Here is a 25,424-nt window from a genome sequence, read left to right as displayed (position 1 = left end):
AGTCACCCTTTTGAATCTAAAGTTCGTTTGGTGCTCACTGCTCAATGTGACGAACTTTAGATTCGGGTGACTAGACCGGGACTTCAATAGCTCAAGAAACCGAGGCAGCATTGCCTTTTTCCTAGATTTGGTTCATCAGATAGTCATCCCTCATATATGAAGGACAATTGGTCCTGGGCAGGTTGTTTTATGGCAGAGCGCGTTCTACGTCCGGCAGATTTGGCACGAGCGCATAGACTTGTTCTGACAGTCGCTGCTGTTTTTCTTGCAATTGCAGTGATGATAGCCGGTGTATTGGGGTACCGGTTGGCTCTGATCACAAGTCAGGATCAGGCCGAGGCCCGGCTTACCTTGCAGGTTCAGGCTCTGGCAAATTCTTTGGAGAAATACCGGTTGCTCGCACCTCTTGCGGCTCGACGTCCAGACGTTCTTTCAATCTTGTCTAATGCTCCTGATTGGCAGGAGAAGGAGGCCGCACTCGTTACACTCTCACAGCTTGGGGTGATGAGCAGTGCCGTCGAGATTGAATTGACTTATCTGAACGGGGATCGATTATTGGTGCTTGATCATCAACTGATCCGTGTTTCTGATGAGAATGGCCAAGTCGGGTTTCGTCCTGATATTGTTGATGCGTTTCAGGGGCGCCTTGGGCGACGCCTGCCCGCCGAGAAAGATGGGCAAATCTATATTTTTTCCAGTCCTGTGCGACGAGACGGAGTGCTTGTTGGGGCGCTTTCCGTTCATGTCGATATGAGCGAAACCGAAGAGAATTGGGCGCTCTCTGCGGAGCCGATCATTGCCGTGGATGCGTCCAGACGGGTCATCCTTTCCAATCGTGATGGTTGGTTTGGAGCCGGATTCAGATCTGTTGGTCAGCCTTTGGATGATTTGGATTTGACCAGCGAGATTACTTTGTTGGCTGATGCCAGCCTGTTTGGCCCTGGTCTTGTTTCAGTTCGTGGATCACGAGCCAAGCAACGGTTCGTAGCTGCTATTCACGTTGATCCTCTTCTTGGCTGGACATTCTATGCGCTTGAACCTTTGAGAAAACCTGCGCTTGTTGCCGCCAGTGTTGGGGCGGCAGTGGCCATGTTTGGCAGTTTTTTGCTTGGGTGGTTGTGGGTTGCTTTCAACCGACAACAGCTTCAATTGACGCAGAGGCGCAAGGATAAAGCTTCCGCTTTGTGGCTGGAACGGCGTGTCAGAGATCGTACCAAGGAATTGCGCCAGACCCAGGCCGGGCTTATCCATTCCGCTAAACTGGCAGCTATCGGTCAGATGTCAGCTGTTTTGAGCCATGAATATAACCAGCCGCTGGCGGCCATTCGCTCTTATGCGGAGAATGCACAGCTTCTATTTGAAGCCGGTAAATCGGAGCAGGGTAGCGATAATCTGGTCCGGATCAGTAAACTCGTGGATCGTCTTGCTAAACTCTCTCGTAACCTGAAAACCTTTGCCCGTCGTCCCGGTGTCGATACCAAAGCGGTGTCTGTTTCCGTCATTCTGGACGAGGCCATGATGTTGATGATGCCACAGGCCAAAAAGCAGGGGATTGAGATTGTTGCCTTGAGCGAGAACAAGACCCTTGAAGTGATGGCAGGGCATACTCGTCTGGAGCAGGTTCTGATCAATCTGATCTCCAATGCGCTGGATGCTTTTCTCGATGCCGGTTTGACGACCGGGACCATTCGTATTGAATGTTTCGAGCAGGATGAGACGGGTATCATCAGGGTGTGTGATAATGGCGGTGGGGTGGAAGATGCTTTGAAGGGTGAAATCTTCGAGCCATTTGTCACCAGCAAGGATAAAGGACATGGATTGGGGCTCGGCTTGCCGATTGCCTTCAATCTGGTCAAAGGCTTTGGTGGGCAGCTTACATTGATTGATGCGCCGGATCCTGCCTTTACTACCTGTTTTGAAATTCGCCTGCCTCTGGCATCATAGGCTAAATTTTCGCTCCTTTGGGCGAGATTGAACTAAGGAAGTTGGATCATGGGTCCCAAAGTATTGCTGGCCGAAGACGAGGAAGAGGTTCGCTTTGCCCTGAAGCAGGGGCTGGAGCTGGCTGACTTCGATGTTCAGGATTTCGATGGGGCCGATGGGGTGCTGGAATGGGTCTCCCGTCATTTTGATGGCATCCTGATTTCTGATATCCGCATGGGCGATGTTGACGGGATGGATCTGATGAAAGAGGTCCAGGATATTGATGATGCCCTTCCGGTCATTCTGATTACCGGTCATGGTGATGTACCTCTGGCTGTGGAAGCCATGCGGGCTGGTGCCTATGACTTTATTGAAAAGCCGTTCCCGGTTGCCAAGCTGGTGTCTGTTGTCACGAGAGCTTTGGAAAAGCGTCGGCTGGTGCTGGAGAACCGTGCGCTCCGTCAGGAACTCGCAGAAGAGAGCGAGCTGGAGGGACGCCTCGTTGGGCGCTCCGCCTTGATGAACCGGCTTCGTGCGGAAATTCTGGCATTGGCAGATACGGATGCGGATGTTCTGATTGAAGGTGAGACCGGAGCGGGCAAGGAAATGGTGGCTCGGGCGCTGCATGAAGAAGGCAAACGCGCCGACAAGCCTTTTGTTGCGCTCAATTGTGGTGGTTTGCCTGCCGAGATCATCGAATCCGAATTGTTCGGTCATGTGCAAGGGGCCTTTACAGGGGCCTCCTCCAAGCGCGTGGGTAAATTGGAACACGGCAATGGCGGTACGGTTTTTTTGGATGAGATCGAATCCATGCCGTTGGAACTACAGGTCAAGCTGTTGCGGGTCATCGAAGATCGTACAATCGAGCCGCTTGGTACAAACAAGTCCATTTCTCTCGATATCCGTTTCATTGCTGCGACCAAAACCGATCTTGAGCAGGCCAGCAAGGAAGGGCAGTTCCGCGCCGACCTTTTCTATCGTTTGAATGTCGTGACATTAAATATCCCGCCTTTGCGGGATCGCAAGGAAGATATTCCGGATCTCTTCAACTTCCTCGCTCGTGGTGCACGGTCTCGTTATCGCAAGGAGATCCCGGATCTTCAGCCAACGCTTCTGGATCGGCTGATGGATTATGACTGGCCAGGCAATGTCCGCGAGCTGCGCAACGCTGCCGACCGCTTTGTGTTGGGTTTGTCCTTGGGTTTGGGTGATGAGGTGATCGAGCCTGATGCCCTGCAAGCCAATAGTCTCTCTGAGCGCGTGGGCGCATATGAGAAACGCTTAGTCGCCGAAGAACTTCGCCGGCAGGAGGGATGCCGCACCAAAGCTGCTGAAGCTTTGGGCGTGGGCCGCAAGACTCTCTATGACAAGATGGCGAAGTACGGGTTGGAGTAAATTTAGATGTCTTCACGGCTTTGTTTCCCTCACGGCTAATCCTGATCTGACGATCAGGGCCTATGGGGGTGCGCTTCGCGCTTGCCTATCGGCCGTCGCAAAAGGAAGAATTTCCTTTTGCGGATCCTTTTCCCAAGCTAATCTCTGAAGGATAAATGAATTCGGCAGAAACATAGGTTTCTGCCGGGAGCTGATAAGCGACCGGGCTGTATAGCCCGCGCCCTCGCAGGCCCTTGGCGAAGCCAAGGATTAGCCGTGAGAGGAATAAATGCTTTCAAGGATAAAAGAATTCGGTGAAAGCACGGCGCTTTCATCGGGAACCGATAGGTGACCGAACCGTATGGTTCGTCCCGTCTGGAGCCCTGATCGTCAGATCAGGATTAGCGTGAAGACATATAAAACTGTATAGAAAAGGTGACATTCTCCACTTTGTGTGTGTGGGAATGGTGACATGTGTCTGGACGGTGCGGAATTTGGCGCTTTTTGCATAGATAGGATGAGTGATTGGAATCTCAAGACGAATCCTGAAATTTACGAAAAATTTATAAACTGGCACGGGCCTTGCTATCTATTTTGCATCTTTAACTGCCCAAGGGACTGAACCTGCGGGCTGATGATGATTTCCGGGAGGAAGATAGATATGAAAAAGTTCGTTCTTGCGGCTGCAACTGCTGCTCTTATGGCTGGTGCGGCTCCTGCAATGGCTAATTGTGATGACGGCGAAGTGGTCATCAAATTCTCTCACGTGACTGCTGCAACCGGCCATCCAAAGGGCGAAGCTGCAACGCTGCTGGCTAAGCGCGTGAACGAAGAGATGAATGGCAAGGCTTGCATGGAAGTCTTCCCGAACTCCCAGCTGTTCAACGATAACAAGGTTCTGGAAGCTCTGCTCCTTGGTGACGTTCAGATGGCTGCTCCATCCCTTGCCAAGTTCGAGAAATATACCAAGAAGTTCCGTCTGTTCGATCTTCCATTCCTGTTCAACGACATCGACGCAGTTGATCGCTTCCAGACCTCTGAAGATGGTCAGAAGCTGCTGGACAGCATGCAGCGTAAAGGCCTGCAGGGTCTTGGCTACTGGCATAACGGCATCAAGAACTTCTCCGCCAACAAGCCATTGGTTGCTCCAACCGACGCGGCTGGCCTGAAGTTCCGCGTTCAGACTTCTGAAGTGGCTGTTGCCATGATCGAAGCACTGGAAGCAAACCCACAGAAGCTGGCCTTTAAAGAAGTATATGGCGCTCTGCAGACCGGCGTTGTTGATGGTCAGGAAAACACCTGGTCAAACATCTACACCAAGAAGTTCTTCGAAGTTCAGGATGGTGTAACCGAGACCAACCACCAGGTTCTCGACTATCTGGTTGTGACCTCTACCGAATGGTGGGACGGCCTGGATCCAGCAGTTCGCGATCAGCTGAAGACAATCATGGATGAGGTTTCTGCTACCCGTAACTCCATGTCCACCGAGATCAACACCCAGAACCGTGCGAAGATCCTGGAAGCTGGCGGTAAGATCCGTGAGCTGTCCGCTGATGAGCGTCAGGCCTGGGTCGATGTCATGAAGCCTGTTTGGGACAAGTTCAAGGACGATATCGGCCAAGAGCTGATCGACTCTGCTCTGTCCGCCAACAAGAAATAAGTCTGGCATCAAATAGATTGGAATGGGCGGTCATTTGACCGCCCATTCTTCAACGAGGCCAGGATTGGCTGTTGGGGAGGAAAGATGGAACGTCTTTCGCAATTCGTCACGAAATTTGAAGAGAGTGTAATCGCTCTGCTGCTGGCAGGGATGACCTTGTTGTCCTTCTCGCAGGTGATTGCGCGTTATGTGTTCAATTCAGGCTGGGGCGCTGCTTTGGAAGCGACCACTTTGATGTTTGCCTGGATGATTTTGTTCGGCATGTCCTATGGCATCAAGATCGGCGCGCATCTGGGGGTAGATGCAATGATCAATCTGCTGCCAAGTCGGGCCTTTCGCATCGTTGCCGTGATTGGGGCTTTGGCTGGTGTCGTTTATGCTGGTTTCCTGCTGTATGGTTCCTGGCGTTATCTTGGCACGATGTGGAAATTCAATATCGGTCTGGAAGAGCTTCATTTCCCTGGCTGGTTTGCCAATGGTGTGGCGCCGGCTCTGGGATGGGAAATCTATGACAATGAAGTGCCGCGCTGGCTTGCCTATTCCATTCTTCCTATCGGTTTGGCGCTGTTTGCCTTTCGCTGTCTGCAGGCTGCCTGGCAGATCATCAAGGGTGATCGCAAGATGATCATCGCCAGTCATGAGGCTGAAGACCTTGTGGCCGAGAATAAAGACGCGGTTTAGGAGACAGCAACGTGGAAACTCTCTTTCTATTTGGGCTGGTCCTTAGCCTTCTGTTTATTGGTGCGCCAATCTCAATCTCGCTGGGTTTGTCCAGTGTGCTCTATATCGCCTTGTTCTCCAACGATTCCATGGCGTCGATTGCCCAGAAATTGTTTGAAGCGACCGAGCATTATACGCTTCTTGCCATTCCATTCTTCGTCGTCTCCTCCTCCTTCATGGCCACGGGTGGTGTTGCGCGCAGGATTATTCGTTTTGCCATTGCCGTGGTGGGCCCGTTCCCCGGTGGTTTGGCTATGGCCGGTGTGTTTGCTTGTATGTTGTTTGCAGCGCTCTCCGGCTCTTCGCCTGCCACCGTGGTGGCGATTGGTACCATCGTGATTGCCGGTATGAAGGAAGTTGGCTATCCGAAGGAATTTGCGGCTGGCGTGATCGCCAATGCCGGGACGTTGGGCATCCTCATTCCTCCATCCATCGTGATGGTTGTGTATGCTGCTGCGACCGATGTGTCCGTGGGTCGTATGTTCCTTGCCGGCGTCATTCCTGGTCTTCTGGCTGGCCTGATGTTGATGGGCGGGATCTATTTTTCGGCCAAGAAGAACAATTACCCGCGTCAGCCATGGAAAGGCATGGGGGAATTCCTTTCTGCTGCTGGTGACAGTGCCTTTGGTCTGTTCCTGATCATCATCATTCTTGGCGGTATCTATGGTGGTATCTTCACCCCGACCGAGGCGGCTGCTGTGGCGGCTGTCTACGCCTTCTTCATCGCTCTGTTCATCTATCGCGATATGGGTCCACTGAAGGGTGTGCCATGGCGCAAGCCTGAAGAAGGTCTGGGTGAGGCGACTTTCCGCAACACCTATATGATGGTTACGCGCTCGGTGCCTGCTATCTTCCATAGTGATACGCAGAAGGTGATGACGGACTCTGCCAAGACCACCATCATGCTGATGTTCATCATCGCCAATGCGCTTCTGTTTGCCCATGTGCTGACAACCGAGCGTATTCCGCAACAGATCACTGATCTGATGATTGGCGCTGGCTTCAACTGGTGGACCTTCCTGTTGGCCGTCAACATCCTGTTGTTGCTGGGTGGTCAGTTCATGGAGCCATCAGGCTTGCTCTTGATTGTTGCTCCAGTGGTCTTCCCGATTGCCATCGAGCTGGGTGTTGATCCAATTCACCTTGGCATCATCATGGTGGTGAACATGGAGATCGGCATGATCACGCCGCCGATTGGTCTGAATCTGTTCGTGACCTCGGGCATTACCGGGATGTCACTGGTGCAGGTGGTGAAAGCCGCTCTGCCGTGGGTCGGCATCCTGATGATCTTCCTCATTCTGGTAACCTATGTGCCTTGGATTTCTACGGCGCTTCCAACGGCCCTCATGGGACCAGAAATTGTCACCCGATAGGCTGCGAGTTATCGGGTGACGACCTCCCAAGACGGAAAAGGCCATCTTCCTTATGGAAGGTGGCCTTTTTGCTTTTAAAAGACCACTGCATAATGGTCCTTTTGCGCTCTGACTTTGTCAATGATCGCCTCCGGTTCTCAAATAGTTCCGGCTATGTTGCGATCCTCGGCATCACATTTCCGCGCCAGATCACAATAATCCTCATTCTGCAGAGGTCTTTTGAAAACTTGAATTACATGATCCCGTCTCCCCCTCTCAACCACCCGATATGGTACCCTTGTGAGTTGTCGGGAGGGGGAGGGGGGTCGGTTCAGGATGCTAGATTGATGGCCCGATATAGCGCGATTGCGGGCGGATCAGCTTGCCAGCGCTTTGCTGTTCAATGACATGAGCGGCCCAACCAGCAGAACGACCTACCGCAAAAAGAGGCGTGAAGAGCGTGCGGTCAAAACCAATGGCATCCAGTAGCACCGCTGTATAGAATTCCACATTGGTATCCAGCACCCGGTCCGGCTTATGACGCTTCAAGGCTTTTAGCGCTGCTTGCTCGATGGCTTGGGCTTTTTCAATGCGGTCGGTCAGATGGGTGAGGGATTTGAGCCCCTCTTTCAAAACATCAGCTCTTGGATCACGCACCCGATAGACCCGATGACCAAAGCCCATGAGACGATTGCCTGCATTGAGCTCCTGTTCAATCCAGCGATCGGCTTTCTTTGGCTCGCCAATATCTTCGATCATGTCCAGTACTGGCCCCGGTGCTCCGCCATGCAATGGGCCTTTCAGAGCGCCAATCGCAGCGGAGAGGCATGAGCGCATATCGGAGAGGGTAGAGGCTACCACGCGGGCGGTGAAGGTCGAGGCATTGAGGCCATGATCCAGAATGGTGACAAGATAACGATCCATTGCATCAATAGCTTCCTTGTCGGGCTCGCTGCCATGAAGCATGAAGAGTAGATCCTTTGAAAAACCAGCTTCTGGATCGGGAGTGATTGGCGTTTGACCTTGCTTCAATCGGCGAGCAGAGGTTAAGAAAACAGCCAAGGCCGCGGTCAATTCGACAGCATTTGTTCTCTCATCCTCGTCGATTGTCAGGCTATCAAGACCTAAGCGCATCCAGTCGATGACAGAGAGCTCCTTTGCCAAGGGGGCGAGCTGTTCGACGGCTTGGAAGGCTTTCAGTCTGGCAGTTCCAAAAGCTGGGGTGAGATTGGTCTGTGAGGGCAGCAGAAGACCTTGCCAGAGATGGCAGACAGCTTCTTCGAAGCTTTGCTTGCCTGCAATGTCATCGATGGCTTTGCCGCGCAGGATCAATTCTCCCTTTTGTCCATCGACATGGCTCAATGTGGTCTCGGCTACGATGATGTTTTCAAGGCCCGGGGCGTGGATGGCTGCAATCTGCGTCATGGCAATGTCCTCTCATATTTGTCATTTGATAGGACAGGCTTTTCGTGCAATTATCAGCATTGATCAATCTTGATAGATACAATCAATATATCAATATATCAATATAAGTGAGATAGTGGATGCCGGACGAGATCATGCTCTCTGCACGAGAGGCCGCAGCGGAACTGGGGGTACGGGTCGAAACGCTTTATTCCTATGTCAGCCGCGGCTTGATCCGCTCTGAGCCGGGACCGGGGCGGGCGCGGCTTTACTCGGCATCCGACGTTCGTGCGTTTCGTTTGCGGGATCCGGCTTTGCGGCAACAAGCTGAAGGGGGAGGGACCGAGAAATCTGAACCCACTATCATCCATTCTTCCTTGACAGACATTGATCCGGAATTCGGGCCACTTTATCGCGGACGGCGAGCGACTGAACTGGCAGGAGAAAGTTCTCTGGAATCGGTGGCAACGCTTCTTTGGGGATGCGATGGCATCAATCCGTTTGATGATGAAGCACCCAGTCGCCCTTTGGCCAGTGCGCCGCAGGCATTGCGGGCGGTGGAGCGTGCCATGGTGATGCTATCGGCTTGGCCCGTGGTGGATCGCTCGGCCTATGCTCATCATCCCTCGCTTCTCTGGCGGCATGGGGCTGCTCTTTGCAGATTGGTGGCATCTGAGTTGGTGAATATGCCGCCTTCCAGTTTGCCTATTGCCGATGTCATGGCCAATGCCTGGGGGATCAAGGAGGAGAGTGATCGGCAATTGATATCTGCCGCCTTGGTGCTGAGCGCTGATCATGAGCTGAATTCCAGTGCCTATGCCGTGCGGGTGGCGGCTTCAACCGGTGCGCCATTGCATGGGGCTCTGGTATCGGGTTTGGGCACATTCCTCGGTCCAAAGCATGGAGGTGCCAGTGTGCAGGTGGAGCATTGGCTGGACGGTTTGCCATCCGATCTGGATGTTGCAGCCATGATGGAAGAGCGCTTGATGCGGGCGGACAAGTTACCCGGCTTCGGGCATTTGCTTTACGATCAGATCGACCCGAGAGCGGTGTGCCTGCTGAATGCGATTGAAGAGGCCTATCCTGATCATCCGCGCATGCGATTGACGCAGGAATTGATTGAAGAGGCAAAACGGCTCTTTGGTCTGGCTCCTAATATCGATTTCTCGCTGGCAGTTTTGAAGGATATTCTGGGTCTGCCCGAGACCAGCGGTATGGCTCTGTTTTGCGCCGGGCGCATGGTTGGCTGGATCGGCCACGCCATTGAGCAATATGGATCTGGTCAACATATTCGCCCACGCGCCGTTTATGTGGGACCAAAGGCGATTTAGAGACAATCTGTGATTGCCCCTAGAGTTCATAAACTTGATCCGTTACATTTTTGCTTGAAGCGAGTTCTTATCCGAAAAGTGCTTCAACTTTTCGGGAACGCGCTCTAAAAGAGACGAGATGAAGAAGAAGGCGAGGGCAGAATGGCTGTTTGGGATTGGCGAGAGTTGGGACGCGATGCGTTCACGCAAGATCGCATGGCCGAGGCGATTGTGGTTCTGCCCATTGCCGCGATTGAACAGCATGGTCCGCATCTGCCTGTCGGAACCGATGCTCTTTTGGCCGAGGGCTATATTGAGGAACTGCGCCGCATTTGCCCGGCTGATCTGGATCTGGTCTTGATGCCTTTGCAGCAAATTGGCTGGTCTGAGGAGCATATTGATCAGGCTGGAACGCTGACTTCGAGCTGGAAACATCTCCTTCCGCTCTGGACGGATCTGCTGCTTAGTGGCAAGCGTTCTGGTGTGCGCAAAGCCATCATCATCAATAGCCATGGCGGCAATAGTCCGTTGATGGATATCCTGATGCAGGATATGCGCGTGCATCATGCCATGCAGGTGTCTGCCACAAACTGGCTGCGGTTCGGTTCCCCTGATGGGCTCTTCTCGGCTGATGAGCAGGCCTTTGGCATTCATGGCGGCGATGTTGAAACTTCCATGATGCTGCATTTGCGCCCTGATCTGGTGGATATGCAAATGGCACAGGCTTTTTTATCCAGTCAGGAAGATCTGGTCACGACAAAAGAGCATTTGCGCTTTTATGGTCGCAAGCCCATGGGCTGGATGGCGAGCGATCTGAATGAGCATGGTGTGGTTGGCGATGCCAGCATCGCCGATGCCGAAAAAGGCAAGGCGTTGATTGAGCATATTGTCAGCGGCTTCGTTGTCTATGCTGGTGAAGTTGCCGACTTCGATCTACCAGCACTCTCGTGATCGCGCATAATGTCACAGCATGTGAATACTGGTCGATATCGACTTGACCTTCCAGTCACTGGAATCTCTATGTTGCCATAGGACCAATGTCTCAGGACCATAGGTTATTGGTGATAAGGATTTTCTGATCATGTCGGTTTCAAGTGCAATCCAGACAAATGCTGCTGCCAGTAAAGCGGCAGAACAGACTTTCGTTTTTGATGTTACAGGCATGCATTGCGCTGCCTGTTCCTCTCGGGTTGAGCGGGTACTCAATGCCAAGGACGGTGTGACAGCAAATGTCAATCTGGCGCTTGAGCGCGCAGATGTGCAGGTCAGCGATGCTTTTGATGCTGATGATGTTAAAGCCATGATCGAGAAGACAGGCTTTGGTGCCAGTCTGCGTCAGGGTTCGATTGCCGATCGACAGAAACAAGCCGATGCGCTGGATCAGCAAAGACAGGAAGAAGAACAAGCGAGCTTCAAGTTGTTCATCTTCTCAATGGTTCTGACAATTCCCCTTGTTGCGCCGATGTTTACCAACTGGTTCGGGCTGGATTTGCATCTGGCCCCTTGGTGGCAATTGGCGCTGGCTGGCCCTGTTCAGGTGATTGTCGGCAAGCGTTTTTATGTCGGGGCCTTCAAGGCTCTGCGCTCCAAGGCGGCCAATATGGATGTGCTGGTGGCACTTGGTACGACGGCTGCCTTTCTCTTCTCGCTCTATCAGGTCGTGAGCCTTGGCGATGGGGCCAAAGGTCATCTCTATTTCGAAGCGTCAGCTGCCATTCTGACCTTGATCCTGTTCGGTAAATGGTTGGAAGGTCGCGCTCGCCGCTCAGCGTCTGATGCATTGCGTGCCTTGATGAATTTGCGCCCGCAAACCGCGCGTTTGGTGCGTGAAGGCAAGGCTGACGAAGATGTCGGGATTGATCAGATCAAGGCTGGAGATCTGGTGCGTGTTCTGCCCGGGGAGACTGTGCCCGTTGATGGGATGATCACCGAAGGTAAGAGCGAGTTTGATGAAGCATTGCTGTCCGGTGAAAGCCTGCCTGTGGTACGGACGGAAGGTGACAAGGTTGTGACCGGTGCCATCAATGGCGTTGGCTCTGTCATCCTGAAAGTCACCGCTCTTGGTGAAGATACGGTGCTGGCGCGGATCACCCGCCTGGTGGACCAGGCCCAGACCGGCCGCGCCAAGCTGCAAAGCTTGGCCGATCGTGTGTCTGCCATCTTCGTGCCTGTCGTTGTCGTGCTGGCAATCCTGACCTTTGCCGGTTGGATGCTGGCAACAGGTTCCTTCGAGCAAGCGCTTGTGGCGTCAGTCTCCGTTCTGGTGATTGCATGTCCTTGCGCGCTGGGTTTGGCGACGCCAACGGCGCTGGTTGCGGGAACGGGCGCTGCGGCGCGGCAAGGCATTTTGATCCGCGACATCGATGTGCTGGAAGAGGTGCGCAAGATTGATCAGATCCTGTTTGATAAAACGGGAACACTCACCTCTGGCCAACCTGCTTTGGTGCATGTTGCCCCTTATGAGGGTTTGAACAGTGAAGAGCTGTTGCGATTGGTTGCGAGCGTTCAATCCGGGAGTGAGCATCCGCTAGCGCGGGCCAGCGTTAGTGCCGCCGGTGAGGTCTTTGATCCATCGCTCAAGGCTGAGGATGTGACCGCTCGTGTTGGCAAGGGCGTAGAAGCCTTGGTCGATGGGCAGTCCATGCTGATCGGCAAACAAAGCTTCCTTGAAGACAAAGGCGTCGATCTTGGCGAAGGCATCAGTTTGGCGGATCGTTTGCGGGATGAAGGTCAGAGTATCAGCTTTGTCTCGAAAGATGGGCAACTGATTGGCGTGCTGGCTTTTGCTGATCCGGCTCGCCCTGAGAGCCGTGAGGCCATTGTTAATCTGAAGGAGCGTGGCCTGAAGACTGCCATGCTCAGTGGTGACAATGAGGAGGTTGCTGCACGGGTTGGCGGTGTGCTTGGTCTGGACGAGACCAAAGGTGACATGAGTCCGCAAGGAAAGCTGGATCATTTGAAAGCATTGCAGGCAGACGGTCATCATGTGGCGATGGTTGGGGATGGGCTCAATGATGCTCCAGCTCTTGCGCAGGCCAATCTGGGTGTGGCTATGGGCTCTGGTACTGATGTCGCCATTGGTGCGGCGGCGATTACCTTGATGCGGTCCGATCCACGTCTTGTGGCCAGCAGTCTAGATATTGCCAACAGAACCTATGCCAAGATCTGGCAGAACCTGTTCTGGGCCTTCATCTATAACGTGATCGGAATTCCGTTGGCAGCCTTTGGCTTCCTCAACCCTGCACTGGCTGGTGCCGCGATGGCCTTGTCATCGGTCTCTGTCGTTTCCAATGCTTTGTTGCTGAGACGCTGGAGAGCGTAAGGATTTAAAGTTTAAGTGGTGGGCGAAAAGAGAACCCGCGGGAGGAAACTCCTGCGGGTTTTCAGTATTAGGCCATAGCCTCGTAGATGAGCTTTATAACTTCTTACTTGTCAAAGCGCTGTTCAGCAATCTGGTCAGCAATTTTGCCCGTTGGCTGGTTTTGTGCTTTTGCCGCATCAAAGATTTCAAGCAGTGTCTCGCCGATGGCGACGGTTTTTTCTGTCGCCTCAGCTTCGGCTTTCTCATCATTTCCAGTCATGGCAACAGCAATCACGCCGCCAGCATTGATGACATAGTCAGGGGCATAGAGAATGCCTGCGTGTCGCAGGGCTTCGTCGTCTTCTGCCTTCAGGAGTTGATTGTTCGCAGCACCTGCTACAACCGTTGCTTTGATCTCAGGAATGGTCTTGCTGTTCAGGCCACCACCCAATGCGCATGGGGCAAAGATATCGCAATCCACCAGATGTGCCTGATCCGGTGCGCAGGTGTCGGCATCAAAGGTTGCAATGGCTTTATCCAGATTTGGCTGATAGACATCAGAGACCGTGAGGATCGCGCCTTCTTCATATAGATGGGTCGCCAGACGGAACCCGACATTGCCAAGACCCTGAACGCTGATGCGCAGGCCTTTCAGATTGGCATCGCCAAATTTGTGCTGAGCTGCCGCCTTGATGCCATGATAAACGCCAAGCGCGGTGTATGGGGATGGATCGCCCAGACCTTGCTCGGACGTGCCGCCAACATTCGGCGCAATCCTGGCCATTCTGTCTGCATCATCGGAGGTGATACCCACATCTTCGGCGGTGATATAGCGATCAGCCAAACACCTCACATGATGAGCGAACGCTTCTATCAGTTCCGGCGTCTTGTCCTTGTGAGAGTCAGCAATGATGACCGATTTGCCACCGCCATGGGGAAGACCTGCCAAAGCATTTTTATAGGTCATGCCACGGGAGAGGCGCAAGGCATCGGTCAGGGCCTCGCCAGATGTCTCGTAGAGCCACATGCGACAACCACCAATGGCTGGACCGAGATTTGTGTTATGAACGGCTATGATGGCTTTCAGGCCGCTTTTCTTGTCTGTGCAGAAGAGAACCTGCTCGTGATGATCAAATTCGGGGTGATCAAATGTCACAGCCATGTCAAAGGCCTCTGGAATAAGGGTCATGTGTTCCTCGAAACTGATTGTTTGAGAAATTATCTCCCAAAATTTGAAAAATAATGTCTAAATTCATCGCAATTCACCGCATTTTGATGCTACTTTGTCCCTCTGTATGCCTTATTTTGGTTCAATTATTCCTTTGGTGGATTATGTGATGTCATGTTGTCGCCAGACTCTGGTGCTTGATATGCTCATCAGAATTGATGTCGCGAGGCATCGTGCAAGAGAGAAGTGTGATGAAAAAGATTGCGGCAATCGGGATGGGACTGGCCTGCCTTGGCGGTTTGATGGGCACGGTTGGACAGGCACTGGCACATCCCCATGTCTGGGTGAGCGTTCGTACAGAGCTTGTTATGGATGGCACCAAAGTGAGTGCCATCAAGCATCACTGGCTGTTTGATGATGCCTTCAGTGCCTTTGCAAGCCAGGGGCTGGACGAGAATGGTGATGGCAAACTGTCTCGAGAGGAATTACAGCCTCTTGCCCAGGTGAATGTCGAATCTCTTTCGGAATATGACTATTTCAGTGACCTCTATGTAAAAGGTGCGCCCGCAAAAGAGGAATTGCCATTCACTGACCCCAAAGATTATTGGTTGAGTATGAAAGGGGATCAATTGGAGCTACATTTCACCTTGCCTGTGGTGGCTGAGCTTGATGGTAAGGCCGATCTTGTATTGGATGTGTATGATCCAAGCTTTTTTGTCGACTTTTCCTTTGCAGAAAAAAATACTGCCAAGTTGGTGGGAGCTGATGAGAGCTGCAAGGTAGCTTTGAAAAAGCCTGAAGCTTTGGATGACGACACAATAGGGTTGTTGGCTCAGATTCCTGCTGATCAGCGTGAAATCCCTGAAGACTTGATGAAAATGACTTCTACTCTTGCCAATCAGGTTCAGCTTACATGCAAATAAATCGAGCGTTTGCTCTTGTGTTTCTGGCTGGCCTTGCTTTGAGCATCGGTCTGTCTGATCTGGCTATTGCTGCCCCATCACCCTTTGGTGTTGCGTTGCCTGAAACCACCGGTGCTGTTGCTACCGGCCTATGGGGTGACATTCAAGGCTGGATTCTCGCTCGGCAGTCAGAATTTTATCTGGCGTTGAAAGGCATGGTAAAGGCCATTTCCGATGATCCGTTGGCGTTGACCAGCCTTTTGGGGCTGTCCTTTGCTTATGGGGCTTTTCATGCAGCTGGGCCTGGTCATGGCAAGGTTGTGCTGACCACTTACCTCTTCGCGTCTGGTGCGACGGCACGACGTGGTGCGCTATTGGCGTTGATTGCGGCCATGGTTCAGGCCAGTGTTGCAGTTGGCTTGATCGGTATTGCAGCTATTGCTTTGAATTTGACCTCCATGGTGATCACCCAGACAGCGCAGATCATGGAATTGGCATCCTATGCTTTGTTTGTGGTTCTGGGCCTATGGTTGCTCAGTCGGGCCTGGCGTGCCGCCTTTGCCATGAAAGGCGAGGGGACAGGTCACAGTCATGACCACGATAATCACCAACATGGGCATCATCATGAGCACCATGATCACGGGCATCACGATCATGATCACTCTGATGGTTATCACTCTCATCATCGACACGATCACGATGAGCATGGCAATTGCTCCTGTGGGCATAGTCATGCGCCAAGTTTGGAAATGGCGGATCAGGCGCGGTCGCTCAAAGCCATGGCCTTGGCGGTCTTTTCCATGGGATTGCGGCCTTGTTCAGGTGCGCTGATTGTTCTGGTCTTCGCGCTTTCTCAGAATGTCTTTTGGGCTGGTGTTGCGTCCGCCTACGCCATGGGGTTGGGCACAGGCCTCTCTATTGCTCTTCTAGCCTTGTTTGCCGTTTATGCACGGCATTTGTCGCAAAAGGTGGCAGAACGTGGCCTGACTCACCGAGCCTTTGACTGGGCAGGCGTGGGTGTACTAGCACTTGCGGGCGTTGTTGTGGCTGGATTTGGTGGTGTCCTGCTGGCAGCTAATTTGCTTTAGAGCGGTTTCCTGGAAGGTTGATGCATTTGTTGGAAAGAACCTGCTAAAATAAAGACTTAATCCAAGGCAGGTGGCTTGAGGCTTGGTTCTTCGTTCTGAGGGGAGATGAGGCCCATTTCCATAGCGATATGGGTGAGCTGTGCTGCATTGCCGCCGCCGATTTTTTCCCGCATGCGTTGGCGGTGGCTTTCAACTGTTCGTACGCCAATGCCTAGATCAGCAGCAATTTCCTTGTTGGCCTTGCCTTGAGCAATGCCGAGCAATACATCCATTTCCCGATCCGTCAGATTGTAGGGATTGGGATCTGCTTTCTCGCCTTCTTCTTTCAAGGCCGAGAGTGAGACATTCTTGGAGAAATAGAAGCCACCGGCAGCAACAGAGGCGATGGCCGAGACCATGCCTTGTGTGCAGACATCCTTGAGTAGAAACCCATTGGCGCCGGTGGCCATAGCGGCCTGTACATATTCGGGATTGTCATACATGCTGAGAAACAGGATGCCGCAGCTTTTATTCTCCATACGAATGGCTTTGGCGGCTTCAAGGCCATTCATCAGTGGCATGGAGATATCAAGAATGACAATGTCGGGCTGATAGAGGCGTGTATGGTCGACTGCCTGCTGGCCATTTTCGGCTTCGGCAACAATCTCCAGATTGTCTTCCAGTTCCAATCTGGCACGGATACCGTCTCGCACCAAGGCATGGTCGTCGGCAATTACAATGCGTAGCTTGGGACGCTCGTCTGAATCGCCCCCTTGTTCAGACTCTTGATGGAAGGTCATGCCCGCCTCATTCTGGTTTGGTTTGGTTCTTTTTATTTTTTTTGATCTCGTTCTTCTTGGGCGGTTTTGTATCAGGGCTTTTGCCCTAGTTATTTATCCCGACCCTAGCTTTGCGGCAAATTGGCAAATAATTCAAGCCCTCCAGACAGCGCATTTCGGATGGTAAGGTTGCCACCATGGCTTTCGATGCGCTCATACATGTTACGAAGACCAAGGCCTTCGTTGCTCAATGGGCTATCCGGATGGGCCAGGCCTTTGCCATTGTCACGAATGGAGAGAGCAACCATTTTCTTTGCATCATCGTTACGCAAAATGATCTCTACCTGATCAGCGTCGGCATGGCGCGCAACATTGGTCAGGGCTTCCTGTACCACTCTGTAAAGAGCAATCTTTGCCTTTTCTTCCAAACGATCACCAATGGTGTTGGCTTGAATAGTCGTCTTGATCTTGGTGCTTTCCTCAAAGTCTCGTCCCAGTCCTCGAATGGCAGCGGCCAATCCCATATTATCAAGCGCTGAGGGATGCAGATCCTTGGAAAGGCGTCTGACGTCGGCAATGGAGGTATCCAGAATAGAGAGGCTCTTTTCCAGCAAAGCAAAGGGTTTTTGGTTGTTCTTGACTAAATCCATGGTCATTTCCAACCGATGACGAATGGAAACCAGAAGCTGATTGATACCATCATGCAGATCGTTGGAAACACGTTTTCGCTCTTCTTCCTGTACATCGATAATGCGTTTGGTCAGAGCTTTGAGACGGGTGTCGGCCAGTTTGTGTTCGCTATAATTCAGTGCTGCGATCGAGATGGCGACGACCAGAACCGCAAAGAGTGAAATCAGAAAGAGAATGGTTTCGGCTTTGCGAATTGAGGCGCGCATATCTGCTTCAAAGGCCAGGACTTCCTTGTCGATATCATCCAGATAAAGTCCGGTGCCCAGCATCCAGCCCCATTTGGGCAAGTAAGCTGCATAGCCCATCTTCTGTCCTTTTTCGCCGGTGGACGGATTATTCCAGAGATAGGTATGGTAATCTCCACCATCCACGGCCTTTTTCATAAGCTGCTGAATAACAAAATTATTCTCTTCGTCCTTCAGATACCAAAGGTTGGCACCGATCAATTGTGGGGAAGGGGGATGTACCAGTGCGGTTCCTGCACGATCATAGGCAAAGAAATAGCCATTTTGGGAAAAGGTAAGATTGTTGAGGATCTTCTTGACTGTCTTCTGGGCCTGCCATGTACCTCCGGGTTCTTCCTTGTAAACGTGATCCACTGCACGCAAGGCCAGTGCAATATAGTTGGCCAGTTCTTGTCTTTTCGACTCTCTGATACGGCTCTCTATCAGCTTGCTTTCGGTCTCGATGAGTTGGTTTGCTTCCTGATGAATGATCAGGCCTGTGAAAAACGAGACTGCAAGCACAGGAAGAATGGCGATTAGCAGGATTTTTATTTTAAAGGGCAGTTTGCCGTTGGCAGGCGGAGCGTTTTGTGATCGTATCCTTAGCATGTCTCGCCCTTTTGTGGTTGTTTTGCGTAGTATTACGGCAAATCTTTCGCTGAAACTACACTAGTCTGCCCAATGGCGTTTCTGTAAGCACTAAAGCTGGCCCAAATGGGCCGCGCAATCCATCTCAGAGATTGCTTGTGGAGGAAAAATATATGGATCGTCGTTCGTTTCTGAAAAAAGCCAGTCTTGTTTCAGGCGCTGCTGCTGCGTCTACTCTGGCTGCTCCTGCCTATGCTGAAGGCAAGCGCACCCTGAAACTGGTTACTACCTGGCCGAAGAATTTCCCAGGTCTTGGTACTGGTGCCCAGCGCATGGCTGACCGCATCACTGCGATGACTGATGGTCAGCTGACCGTCAAGTTGTATGCTGCTGGTGAGCTGGTACCACCGTTCGAGAGCTTTGATGCTGTTTCTACCGGTACTGCTGACATGTATCATGGCGCAGAATATTACTGGCAGGGCAAACACAAAGCCTTCAACTTCTTTACTGCTGTTCCCATGGGTTTGACAGCTAACGAGCTGGATGCCTGGATCAACAATGCTGGTGGTCAGGAGCTTTGGGATGAGCTGTCTGGCAAGTTCAACATCAAACCGTTCATGGCTGGTAACACCGGCGTGCAGATGGGTGGTTGGTTCAACAAGGAAATCAACAGCCTGGAAGACCTGAAAGGTCTGAAAATGCGTATGCCTGGTCTTGGTGGCGAAACCCTTCGCCGACTGGGTGCCAGCGCTGTTGCTTTGCCCGGTGGCGAAATTTTCCCATCCCTTCAGTCTGGTGCGATTGATGCGACCGAGTGGGTTGGTCCTTGGAATGATCTGGCCTTCGGTTTCTACAAGATCACCAAGTTCTACTACTATCCTGGTTTCCATGAGCCAGGCGCAGGTCTTGCTGCCGGTATGAATCTGGACGTGTATAACGGCCTTTCCAAAGCTCATCAGGCAGTTGTGCAAAATGCTTGCATGGCTGAGAACAACTTCATGTTCTCCGAGTTCAACGCCAAAAATGGTGCCGCTCTGGAAACTCTGCTGAACAAGCACAAAGTGAATCTGAAACAGTTCCCTGATGATGTGTTTGATGCAATCGGCAAGAAGGCAGAAGAAGTGGTTGCCGAGGTTGCTGAAGTGGATGAATTGTCCAAGCGCATCTATGACAGCTATATCAAAGCTCGTAAGGATATTGGTGACTGGGGTCGTATCTCCGAACAGACCTACACCAAGAGCCGTGACCGGGTTCTGGGTTAAGCCCCGATCAAATGACGTTACAGCTCCTCCCGGCTTCGGGGGGAGTTTCTTTTGGCATCACTCAAGTGTTTCATGACACTGATGAGTGATGAATGAACCGGCAAAGTCTCATGGACATGCCGTTCGCCCGCAATTGAGTGCGCATCACCATACAATAAGAAGAAGATGCGACACGGGTTGCTGCTTGGCCGATATGGGGCGGGAGTTGAAAATGCGAGCATTCGCAGACCTGATTGACAGGTTTAATGTGGTGACCGGGAAAAGCCTGGCCTGGTTTGCCCTCATCATAGTTCTTATCCAGTTTGCTGTTGTGTTGATGCGCTATGTTTTTGGCATAGGTTCCATCTTCATGCAGGAACTTATCGTTTATCTGCATGCTTTTTTGTTCATGCTGGCTTCTGCCTATACCCTTGCGCATGATGGTCATGTGCGGGTGGATATTTTCTATCGTGAAGCTCAACCGCGCACCAAAGCAAAGATCAACATGTTTGGTGCCGCCTTCTTGATGATCCCTGTTTGTATCCTGATCATCTATGTGTCCTGGGATTATGTCTATAACAGTTGGGCAATCATGGAGGGTAGTCAGGAAACATCTGGTATCCAGGCTCGTTTCTTGCTGAAAAGTGCCATTATCGGGTTTTCCGTGCAGATGGCTTTGCAAGGCTTTGTTATGATGGTTCGCTCCTGGTACGCCCTGCAGGGTGATGAAGTTGAACTTCAGCGTTTGAGGGTTACGGAGTAAATCATGGAAGCCTTTGCTCATATTCTTGATTTGGCCATGTTCGCGGCTGCCTGCGTGGTCCTTATGCTCGGTTTTCCCGTGGCCTTCACGCTTGCTGGTGTGGCGTTTGCCTTTGCTCTTATCGGATTTGCGCTTGGCGTATTCGATATGAGCTTCCTGTCAGCTCTGCCTCAACGCATTTTCGGCACCATGACCAATGAGGTGCTGATCGCAGTGCCTCTGTTTGTGTTCATGGGCGTCATGCTGGAGCGTTCCAAGGTTGCCGAGGAACTGCTCGATACCATGGGACGTCTTATGGGCTCTGTTCATGGTGGGCTTGGTATTGCTGTCTCGCTTGTGGGAGCCTTGCTGGCTGCATCCACCGGTATCGTTGGTGCGACGGTGGTCACCATGGGTCTGTTGTCTTTGCCGACCATGCTCAAGCGTGGTTATTCGCCAGAGCTGGCTTGTGGCTCGATTGCAGCGGCCGGTACATTGGGGCAGATCATACCTCCTTCCATCGTTCTGGTCATTCTGGGTGATCAGCTCTCCAATGCCTATCAGAAAGCGCAGCTGGAAATGGGCATTTTCTCGCCCGAGACCGTGTCTGTTGGCGATCTGTTTGCCGGTGCACTTATTCCCGGTCTGATGTTGGTTGGCTTCTATATCCTGTATCAAGTGATGGTTGCCATCGTTCGACCAAGTTCTGCACCATCTATTCCAAAGGCTGAAAATCCCGGTGTAACAGGCAAGGAAATTATTCATGCCCTGTTGCCTCCGATCCTTTTGATCCTTGCTGTGCTTGGTTCCATTCTTGGTGGCATTGCCACTCCGACCGAGGCTGCTGCGGTGGGTGCTGTAGGCGCTATTCTGTTGGCAGGTTATCGGCTGGATGAGGAGCATAGCTGGCCGATCTTTCTGGCTGCCATCGCTCTGGTCGTGATGCTGTTCCTGACTGCCAATATGGATCTACGGGTAGCTCGTGATGTGGTTTCCTCAACCGATCAGATCGGTATCTATGCCGCTATTGTCTGTTCGGTGGTTCTGACTTGGGGGATTCTGTCTGCTCTTTGGAGAATTTGGCAAGCCAAGGTTCTGATGCCTGTCATGGAAGGTACCACACAGGTGACCTCCATGGTCTTCGTCATTCTGATTGGTGCATCGTTGTTCTCGCTGGTCTTCCGGGGCCTTGGTGGTGAGGAAATGATCCAGGAAGCTCTCGAGGGTATTCCTGGCGGTGCTGTTGGCGCCATGATTGCCGTTATGCTGCTGATGTTCTTCCTCGGCTTTTTCCTCGATTTCCTTGAAATCGTCTTTGTGGTTGTGCCGATGGTGGCACCGGTTCTGTTGCAGATGGAAATGCCGAATGGCGAGCCGATGAGTCCGGTCTGGCTGGGAATTATGATGGCTGTGAACCTGCAGACATCCTTCCTGACACCGCCCTTTGGCTTTGCGCTCTTCTACCTGCGTGGGGTGGCTCCTGCGACTGTGCGGACCATTCAGATCTACAAAGGGATCATCCCGTTCGTGTTCATTCAGATGTTGGCTCTGGTGCTGTTGTGGTATCTGCCAAGTCTGGCGACATGGTTGCCGAAAATCATTTATGGCTAAGCGGTTGCATCTCATTGCAAATGCTATCAAGGGCGCTGGTTTTCAGTGCCCTTTTTGTTTTGCCTATCAGCCTTTCAATCGTTGATGGGAATGTGTTTTGGACGGATGGAATCAGTTTTCTAAGACGAAAGTTCTAGAGGTTCTGATGTGCAGTTTTTGAAAATTACGAGCGTTTGTGTCTTAATTAGTTTCACTTGTGGAAGAAAATTCAAAAAGCCAGATCTTGCACGACAGATTGAATCTTGAAGATTACGTGGACGTAAAGTGCTATTTTAGTGTTTCTTAAAATTCCCTGAAGCGCTTGAATTTGCGCCTTTTTCTTGCCAATTGACGTAAAGGTCAAAGAAAGAATGCTTTTAAATCACGCACTTGCTTAAAAATAGAATCTAATCGGTGTCAGAAAATCAAACTAAGCCATTGGGCTAGTTTTCGTAGTCTGGCCTTGATTTGACTCCGATATATCGGCTTAGATTAGAAAAAAATAATCACCAAACCCATTCATTGGGAAACGAGGAAACACCTATGTCAGTTGCGGAGGACTCTGCATCTGCACGTCTGGAAACTTTTCCAGCTGTGTTGTTGCGGAACGCCAAACAGTGGCGTGATCGGCCGGCTATTCGTGAAAAGGATCTTGGGATCTGGCAGACATGGACTTGGAACGATACCTTGAATGAGGTTCGCTCTTTCTCCATCGGCCTTGCGGAGTTGGGCGTTAAAAAGGGCGACCATGTTGCCATTCTGGGTGTGAACCGCCCGCGTCTTTATTTCTCTTTTGCGGCAGCACAGGCGATCGGAGCGATCCCCGTGCCAGTCTATGCGGATTCCGCAGCCGAGGAATTATCCTATATTCTGGAACATGCCAACGCCAAGATTGTGGTGGCGGAAGATCAGGAGCAGGTCGATAAGGTGCTCGAGATTTCCGAGCAGCTACCGGCCCTCAAGGAAGTGATTTACGACGATCCGCGTGGCCTGCGCGATTATGATCACACGCACCTGCATGATTTCGTCTCTGTGCAGGAGCGTGGCGCTGAAGCGCTGAAATCGAATAATGGTCGCGAGAAAGCCTGGCTTGACGGCATTGCTGCGGAAAAGGGCACGGACATTGGCGTGATGCTTTATACCTCGGGCACCACCGGCAAGCCTAAAGGCGTGATGCTGTCCAACGACAATGTCATGATCTCTGCAGCCAACGCTTGTGAAGCCGAGAATCTTACCGAGAAAGATGAAGTGCTGGCCTATCTGCCGCTGGCATGGGTGGGTGACCATCTCTTCTCCTATTGTCAGTCCTATGTTGCTGGTTACTGCATCTCTTGCCCAGAGAGTGCTGACACCATGCAGACGGATATGCGCGAGATTGGTCCGAGCTTCTTCTTCGCGCCTCCGCGTATGTTTGAAGGCCTTCTGACATCGGTGATGATCCGAATGGAAGATGCAAGCAGCTTCAAACGCAAGATGTTTGACTATTTCATCAAGCATGCCGAGAAGGTTGGTGAGGATATCCTCAATGGCAAATCTGTTCCCTTCATGGATCGCCTGAAATACAATCTCGGTGAGCTGATGGTCTATGGTCCTTTGAAAAACACCTTCGGGTTTTCAAAGATCCGCGTTGGCTATACTGCAGGTGAGGCGATTGGTCCGGAGATTTTCCGCTTCTATCGCTCTCTCGGAATCAACCTCAAACAGCTCTATGGTCAGACAGAAGCCTCCATCTTCGTGACTGTGCAACCTGATGGTGAGATCTATTCCGATACCGTTGGCGTTCCTGCCAAGGATGTTGAGATCAAGATTGCCGATAATGGCGAGGTGCTTTTCCGTGGTCCTGGCGTTTTTGTGGCTTACTTCAAAAATGAAGAATCCACCAAAGATACCAAGAATGAAGAAGGCTGGGTCTATTCCGGTGATGCTGGTTTCTTTGATGATCGTGGGCATCTGAAAATCATCGACCGCGCCAAAGATGTGGGCAAGCTCAATGATGGTTCTCTGTTTGCGCCAAAATATATTGAGAACAAGCTCAAATTCTTCCCGAACATCAAGGAAGCCGTTGCTTTCGGTAATGAGAAGGACAATGCGACCGTCTTTGTCAATATAGATCTGAATGCCGTTGGGAACTGGGCTGAGCGTAATAACATTGCCTATGCATCCTATCAGGAACTGGCAGGCCATCCGGAAGTCTATGATATGATCCGCTCTCACATCGAAAAGGTGAATGAGGATCTGTCGAACGAGCCAATGATGGCAGCATCACAAATCAATCGCTTCCTGGTTCTGCATAAAGAGCTTGATGCCGATGATGGCGAATTGACCCGTACTCAGAAAGTACGTCGTCGCTTTGTGGCTGAACGGTATGATGATCTGATCTCAGCGCTCTATAGTGACAAGACAGAGCAATATACCAAAACCGAAGTTGTGTTCGAGGATGGCCGCAAGGGCTCCATCGAGGCAACTGTTCGTCTCTCTGATGCCAAGACCTTTCCATATGCGAAAGCGGAGGCTGCAGAATGACATTCCAAGCCAATGTGAGTGACGCGATGACTGAATCAACAACGGCTAAAGAGCCGGAAATGATGTTGGCTGTGGAGCATGTCTCCTTGTCGTTCGGCGGCGTGAAGGCGATTACGGATATTTCCTTTGATATTCATAGAGGGGAAATCCGCGCAATCATTGGGCCCAACGGTGCCGGCAAAACGTCAATGCTCAACGTGATCAATGGATTTTACCATCCTCAGGAAGGCACAATCTATTGGCAGGGCAAAGTGCGCCGCCGCATGAAGCCTCATGAAGCGGCAAAATCCGGCATCGCCCGCACCTTCCAGAACGTGGCTTTGTTCAAGGGCATGTCCACCTTGGACAATGTGATGACCGGTCGTGGTTTGAAGATGAAGTCCAATTTCCTTTGGCAATGCATCCATAAAGGCCCTGCCTTGCGTGAAGAAAACGAGCATCGCGCGAAAGTGGAAGAGATCATCGATTTCCTCGAGATTCAGCATATTCGTAACAAGCCCGTGGGCAAGCTGCCTTACGGTCTGCAAAAACGAGTGGAGCTGGCCCGCGCTCTGGCAATGGAGCCGGATCTCTTGCTTCTTGATGAGCCGATGGCGGGCATGAACCTCGAAGAAAAAGAGGATATGTCCCGCTTCATCATCGAGACCAATCAGCGCTATGGCACCACGATTGCTCTCATCGAGCATGACATGGGTGTTGTCATGGATTTGTCCGACCGTGTGGTCGTACTCGATTACGGTAAAAAAATTGGTGATGGCCCTCCAAAAGAAGTTCAGGCCAACCAGGAGGTTATCGATGCTTACCTTGGCGTAAGTCACTAACTCATCTGGTTAAATCCATTTTTTTGTAATCATGAACTTCATGAG

The 25,424-nt window shown here is 51.7% G+C and carries 19 protein-coding genes; 15 read left to right on the top strand and 4 right to left on the bottom strand.

Translation table 11 applies throughout. The features are described from left to right. Positions 1–189: 189 nt before the first annotated feature. From CRO57_RS10340 to CRO57_RS10320, 5 genes are all read left to right on the top strand, one after another. Positions 190–1,944 carry a sensor histidine kinase gene (locus CRO57_RS10340; RefSeq protein WP_170956038.1) on the top strand — a complete coding sequence of 585 codons (1,755 nt, stop codon included), beginning with the start codon at positions 190–192 and terminating at the stop codon, positions 1,942–1,944. Between the two features lie 45 nt (positions 1,945–1,989). Further along, positions 1,990–3,318, top strand: a complete 1,329-nt coding sequence (locus tag CRO57_RS10335; protein WP_280176181.1) for a sigma-54-dependent transcriptional regulator — start codon at positions 1,990–1,992, stop codon at positions 3,316–3,318. Between the two features lie 640 nt (positions 3,319–3,958). Continuing rightward, complete coding sequence (locus CRO57_RS10330; RefSeq protein WP_097153386.1) at positions 3,959–4,957, top strand: DctP family TRAP transporter solute-binding subunit; 999 nt, start codon at positions 3,959–3,961, stop codon at positions 4,955–4,957. An 84-nt stretch (positions 4,958–5,041) separates the two neighbouring features. Further along, complete coding sequence (locus tag CRO57_RS10325) at positions 5,042–5,638, top strand: TRAP transporter small permease (RefSeq protein WP_097153385.1); 597 nt, start codon at positions 5,042–5,044, stop codon at positions 5,636–5,638. An 11-nt stretch (positions 5,639–5,649) separates the two neighbouring features. Continuing rightward, positions 5,650–7,050, top strand: a complete 1,401-nt coding sequence (locus CRO57_RS10320; protein ID WP_097153384.1) for a TRAP transporter large permease — start codon at positions 5,650–5,652, stop codon at positions 7,048–7,050. Between the two features lie 318 nt (positions 7,051–7,368). Here the strand turns inward: CRO57_RS10320 and CRO57_RS10315 are convergent, their stop codons facing one another. After that, complete coding sequence (locus CRO57_RS10315; RefSeq protein WP_097153383.1) at positions 7,369–8,454, bottom strand: citrate synthase/methylcitrate synthase; 1,086 nt, start codon at positions 8,452–8,454, stop codon at positions 7,369–7,371. Between the two features lie 119 nt (positions 8,455–8,573). Between CRO57_RS10315 and CRO57_RS10310 the strand changes: the two genes are divergently transcribed. The 3 genes from CRO57_RS10310 (at position 8,574) to CRO57_RS10300 (ending at position 13,065) form a co-directional block, all read left to right on the top strand. Continuing rightward, positions 8,574–9,764: a citrate synthase family protein gene (locus CRO57_RS10310; RefSeq protein ID WP_097153382.1), complete on the top strand. Its 1,191-nt coding sequence runs from the start codon at positions 8,574–8,576 to the stop codon at positions 9,762–9,764. A gap of 141 nt (positions 9,765–9,905) precedes the next feature. Then, positions 9,906–10,694: a creatininase family protein gene (locus CRO57_RS10305; RefSeq protein WP_097153381.1), complete on the top strand. Its 789-nt coding sequence runs from the start codon at positions 9,906–9,908 to the stop codon at positions 10,692–10,694. Between the two features lie 130 nt (positions 10,695–10,824). Continuing rightward, positions 10,825–13,065 (top strand): heavy metal translocating P-type ATPase, encoded by a 2,241-nt coding sequence (locus CRO57_RS10300; protein ID WP_097153380.1) that lies wholly within the window; start codon positions 10,825–10,827, stop codon positions 13,063–13,065. A 103-nt stretch (positions 13,066–13,168) separates the two neighbouring features. On the opposite strand, the gene CRO57_RS10295 is transcribed toward CRO57_RS10300, so the two are convergent. Beyond that, the gene (locus CRO57_RS10295) at positions 13,169–14,233 is read right to left on the bottom strand and encodes a Glu/Leu/Phe/Val dehydrogenase dimerization domain-containing protein (RefSeq protein WP_244580068.1); all 1,065 of its coding nucleotides are present in this window, start codon (positions 14,231–14,233) and stop codon (positions 13,169–13,171) included. 230 nt (positions 14,234–14,463) lie between these two features. On the opposite strand from CRO57_RS10295, the gene CRO57_RS10290 reads away from it, so the two are divergent. Continuing rightward, the gene (locus tag CRO57_RS10290) at positions 14,464–15,135 is read left to right on the top strand and encodes a DUF1007 family protein (protein ID WP_170956037.1); all 672 of its coding nucleotides are present in this window, start codon (positions 14,464–14,466) and stop codon (positions 15,133–15,135) included. Continuing rightward, positions 15,126–16,202, top strand: coding sequence for a nickel/cobalt transporter (locus CRO57_RS10285; RefSeq protein WP_097153378.1), 1,077 nt, complete (start codon positions 15,126–15,128; stop codon positions 16,200–16,202). Before CRO57_RS10290 ends, CRO57_RS10285 begins: the two co-directional genes overlap by 10 nt. Before the next feature lie 56 nt (positions 16,203–16,258). On the opposite strand, the gene CRO57_RS10280 is transcribed toward CRO57_RS10285, so the two are convergent. Together CRO57_RS10280 and CRO57_RS10275 are read right to left on the bottom strand one after the other, a co-directional pair. Beyond that, positions 16,259–16,981 carry a response regulator transcription factor gene (locus CRO57_RS10280; protein ID WP_097153377.1) on the bottom strand — a complete coding sequence of 241 codons (723 nt, stop codon included), beginning with the start codon at positions 16,979–16,981 and terminating at the stop codon, positions 16,259–16,261. 104 nt (positions 16,982–17,085) lie between these two features. Next, positions 17,086–18,483, bottom strand: coding sequence for a cache domain-containing protein (locus tag CRO57_RS10275; RefSeq protein WP_097153376.1), 1,398 nt, complete (start codon positions 18,481–18,483; stop codon positions 17,086–17,088). 152 nt (positions 18,484–18,635) lie between these two features. Between CRO57_RS10275 and CRO57_RS10270 the strand changes: the two genes are divergently transcribed. The 5 genes from CRO57_RS10270 (at position 18,636) to CRO57_RS10250 (ending at position 25,379) form a co-directional block, all read left to right on the top strand. Next, positions 18,636–19,724 carry a TRAP transporter substrate-binding protein gene (locus CRO57_RS10270; RefSeq protein ID WP_097153375.1) on the top strand — a complete coding sequence of 363 codons (1,089 nt, stop codon included), beginning with the start codon at positions 18,636–18,638 and terminating at the stop codon, positions 19,722–19,724. Between the two features lie 211 nt (positions 19,725–19,935). Further along, on the top strand, positions 19,936–20,466 hold the full coding sequence (locus CRO57_RS10265; protein WP_097153374.1) for a TRAP transporter small permease subunit: 531 nt from the start codon (positions 19,936–19,938) through the stop codon (positions 20,464–20,466). Between the two features lie 3 nt (positions 20,467–20,469). Beyond that, positions 20,470–22,056, top strand: coding sequence for a TRAP transporter large permease (locus tag CRO57_RS10260; protein WP_097153373.1), 1,587 nt, complete (start codon positions 20,470–20,472; stop codon positions 22,054–22,056). 522 nt (positions 22,057–22,578) lie between these two features. After that, positions 22,579–24,558 (top strand): AMP-binding protein, encoded by a 1,980-nt coding sequence (locus CRO57_RS10255; protein WP_097153372.1) that lies wholly within the window; start codon positions 22,579–22,581, stop codon positions 24,556–24,558. Between the two features lie 26 nt (positions 24,559–24,584). Next, positions 24,585–25,379, top strand: a complete 795-nt coding sequence (locus CRO57_RS10250) for an ABC transporter ATP-binding protein (protein WP_210200836.1) — start codon at positions 24,585–24,587, stop codon at positions 25,377–25,379. The last annotated feature ends 45 nt before the right edge of the window (positions 25,380–25,424 follow it).

Source organism: Cohaesibacter gelatinilyticus (assembly GCF_900215605.1).
Classification (GTDB): Bacteria; Pseudomonadota; Alphaproteobacteria; order Rhizobiales; family Cohaesibacteraceae; genus Cohaesibacter; species Cohaesibacter gelatinilyticus.
Note: the sequence above shows the minus strand (reverse complement) of the source record. Positions and strands in the feature narration are given on the sequence as shown.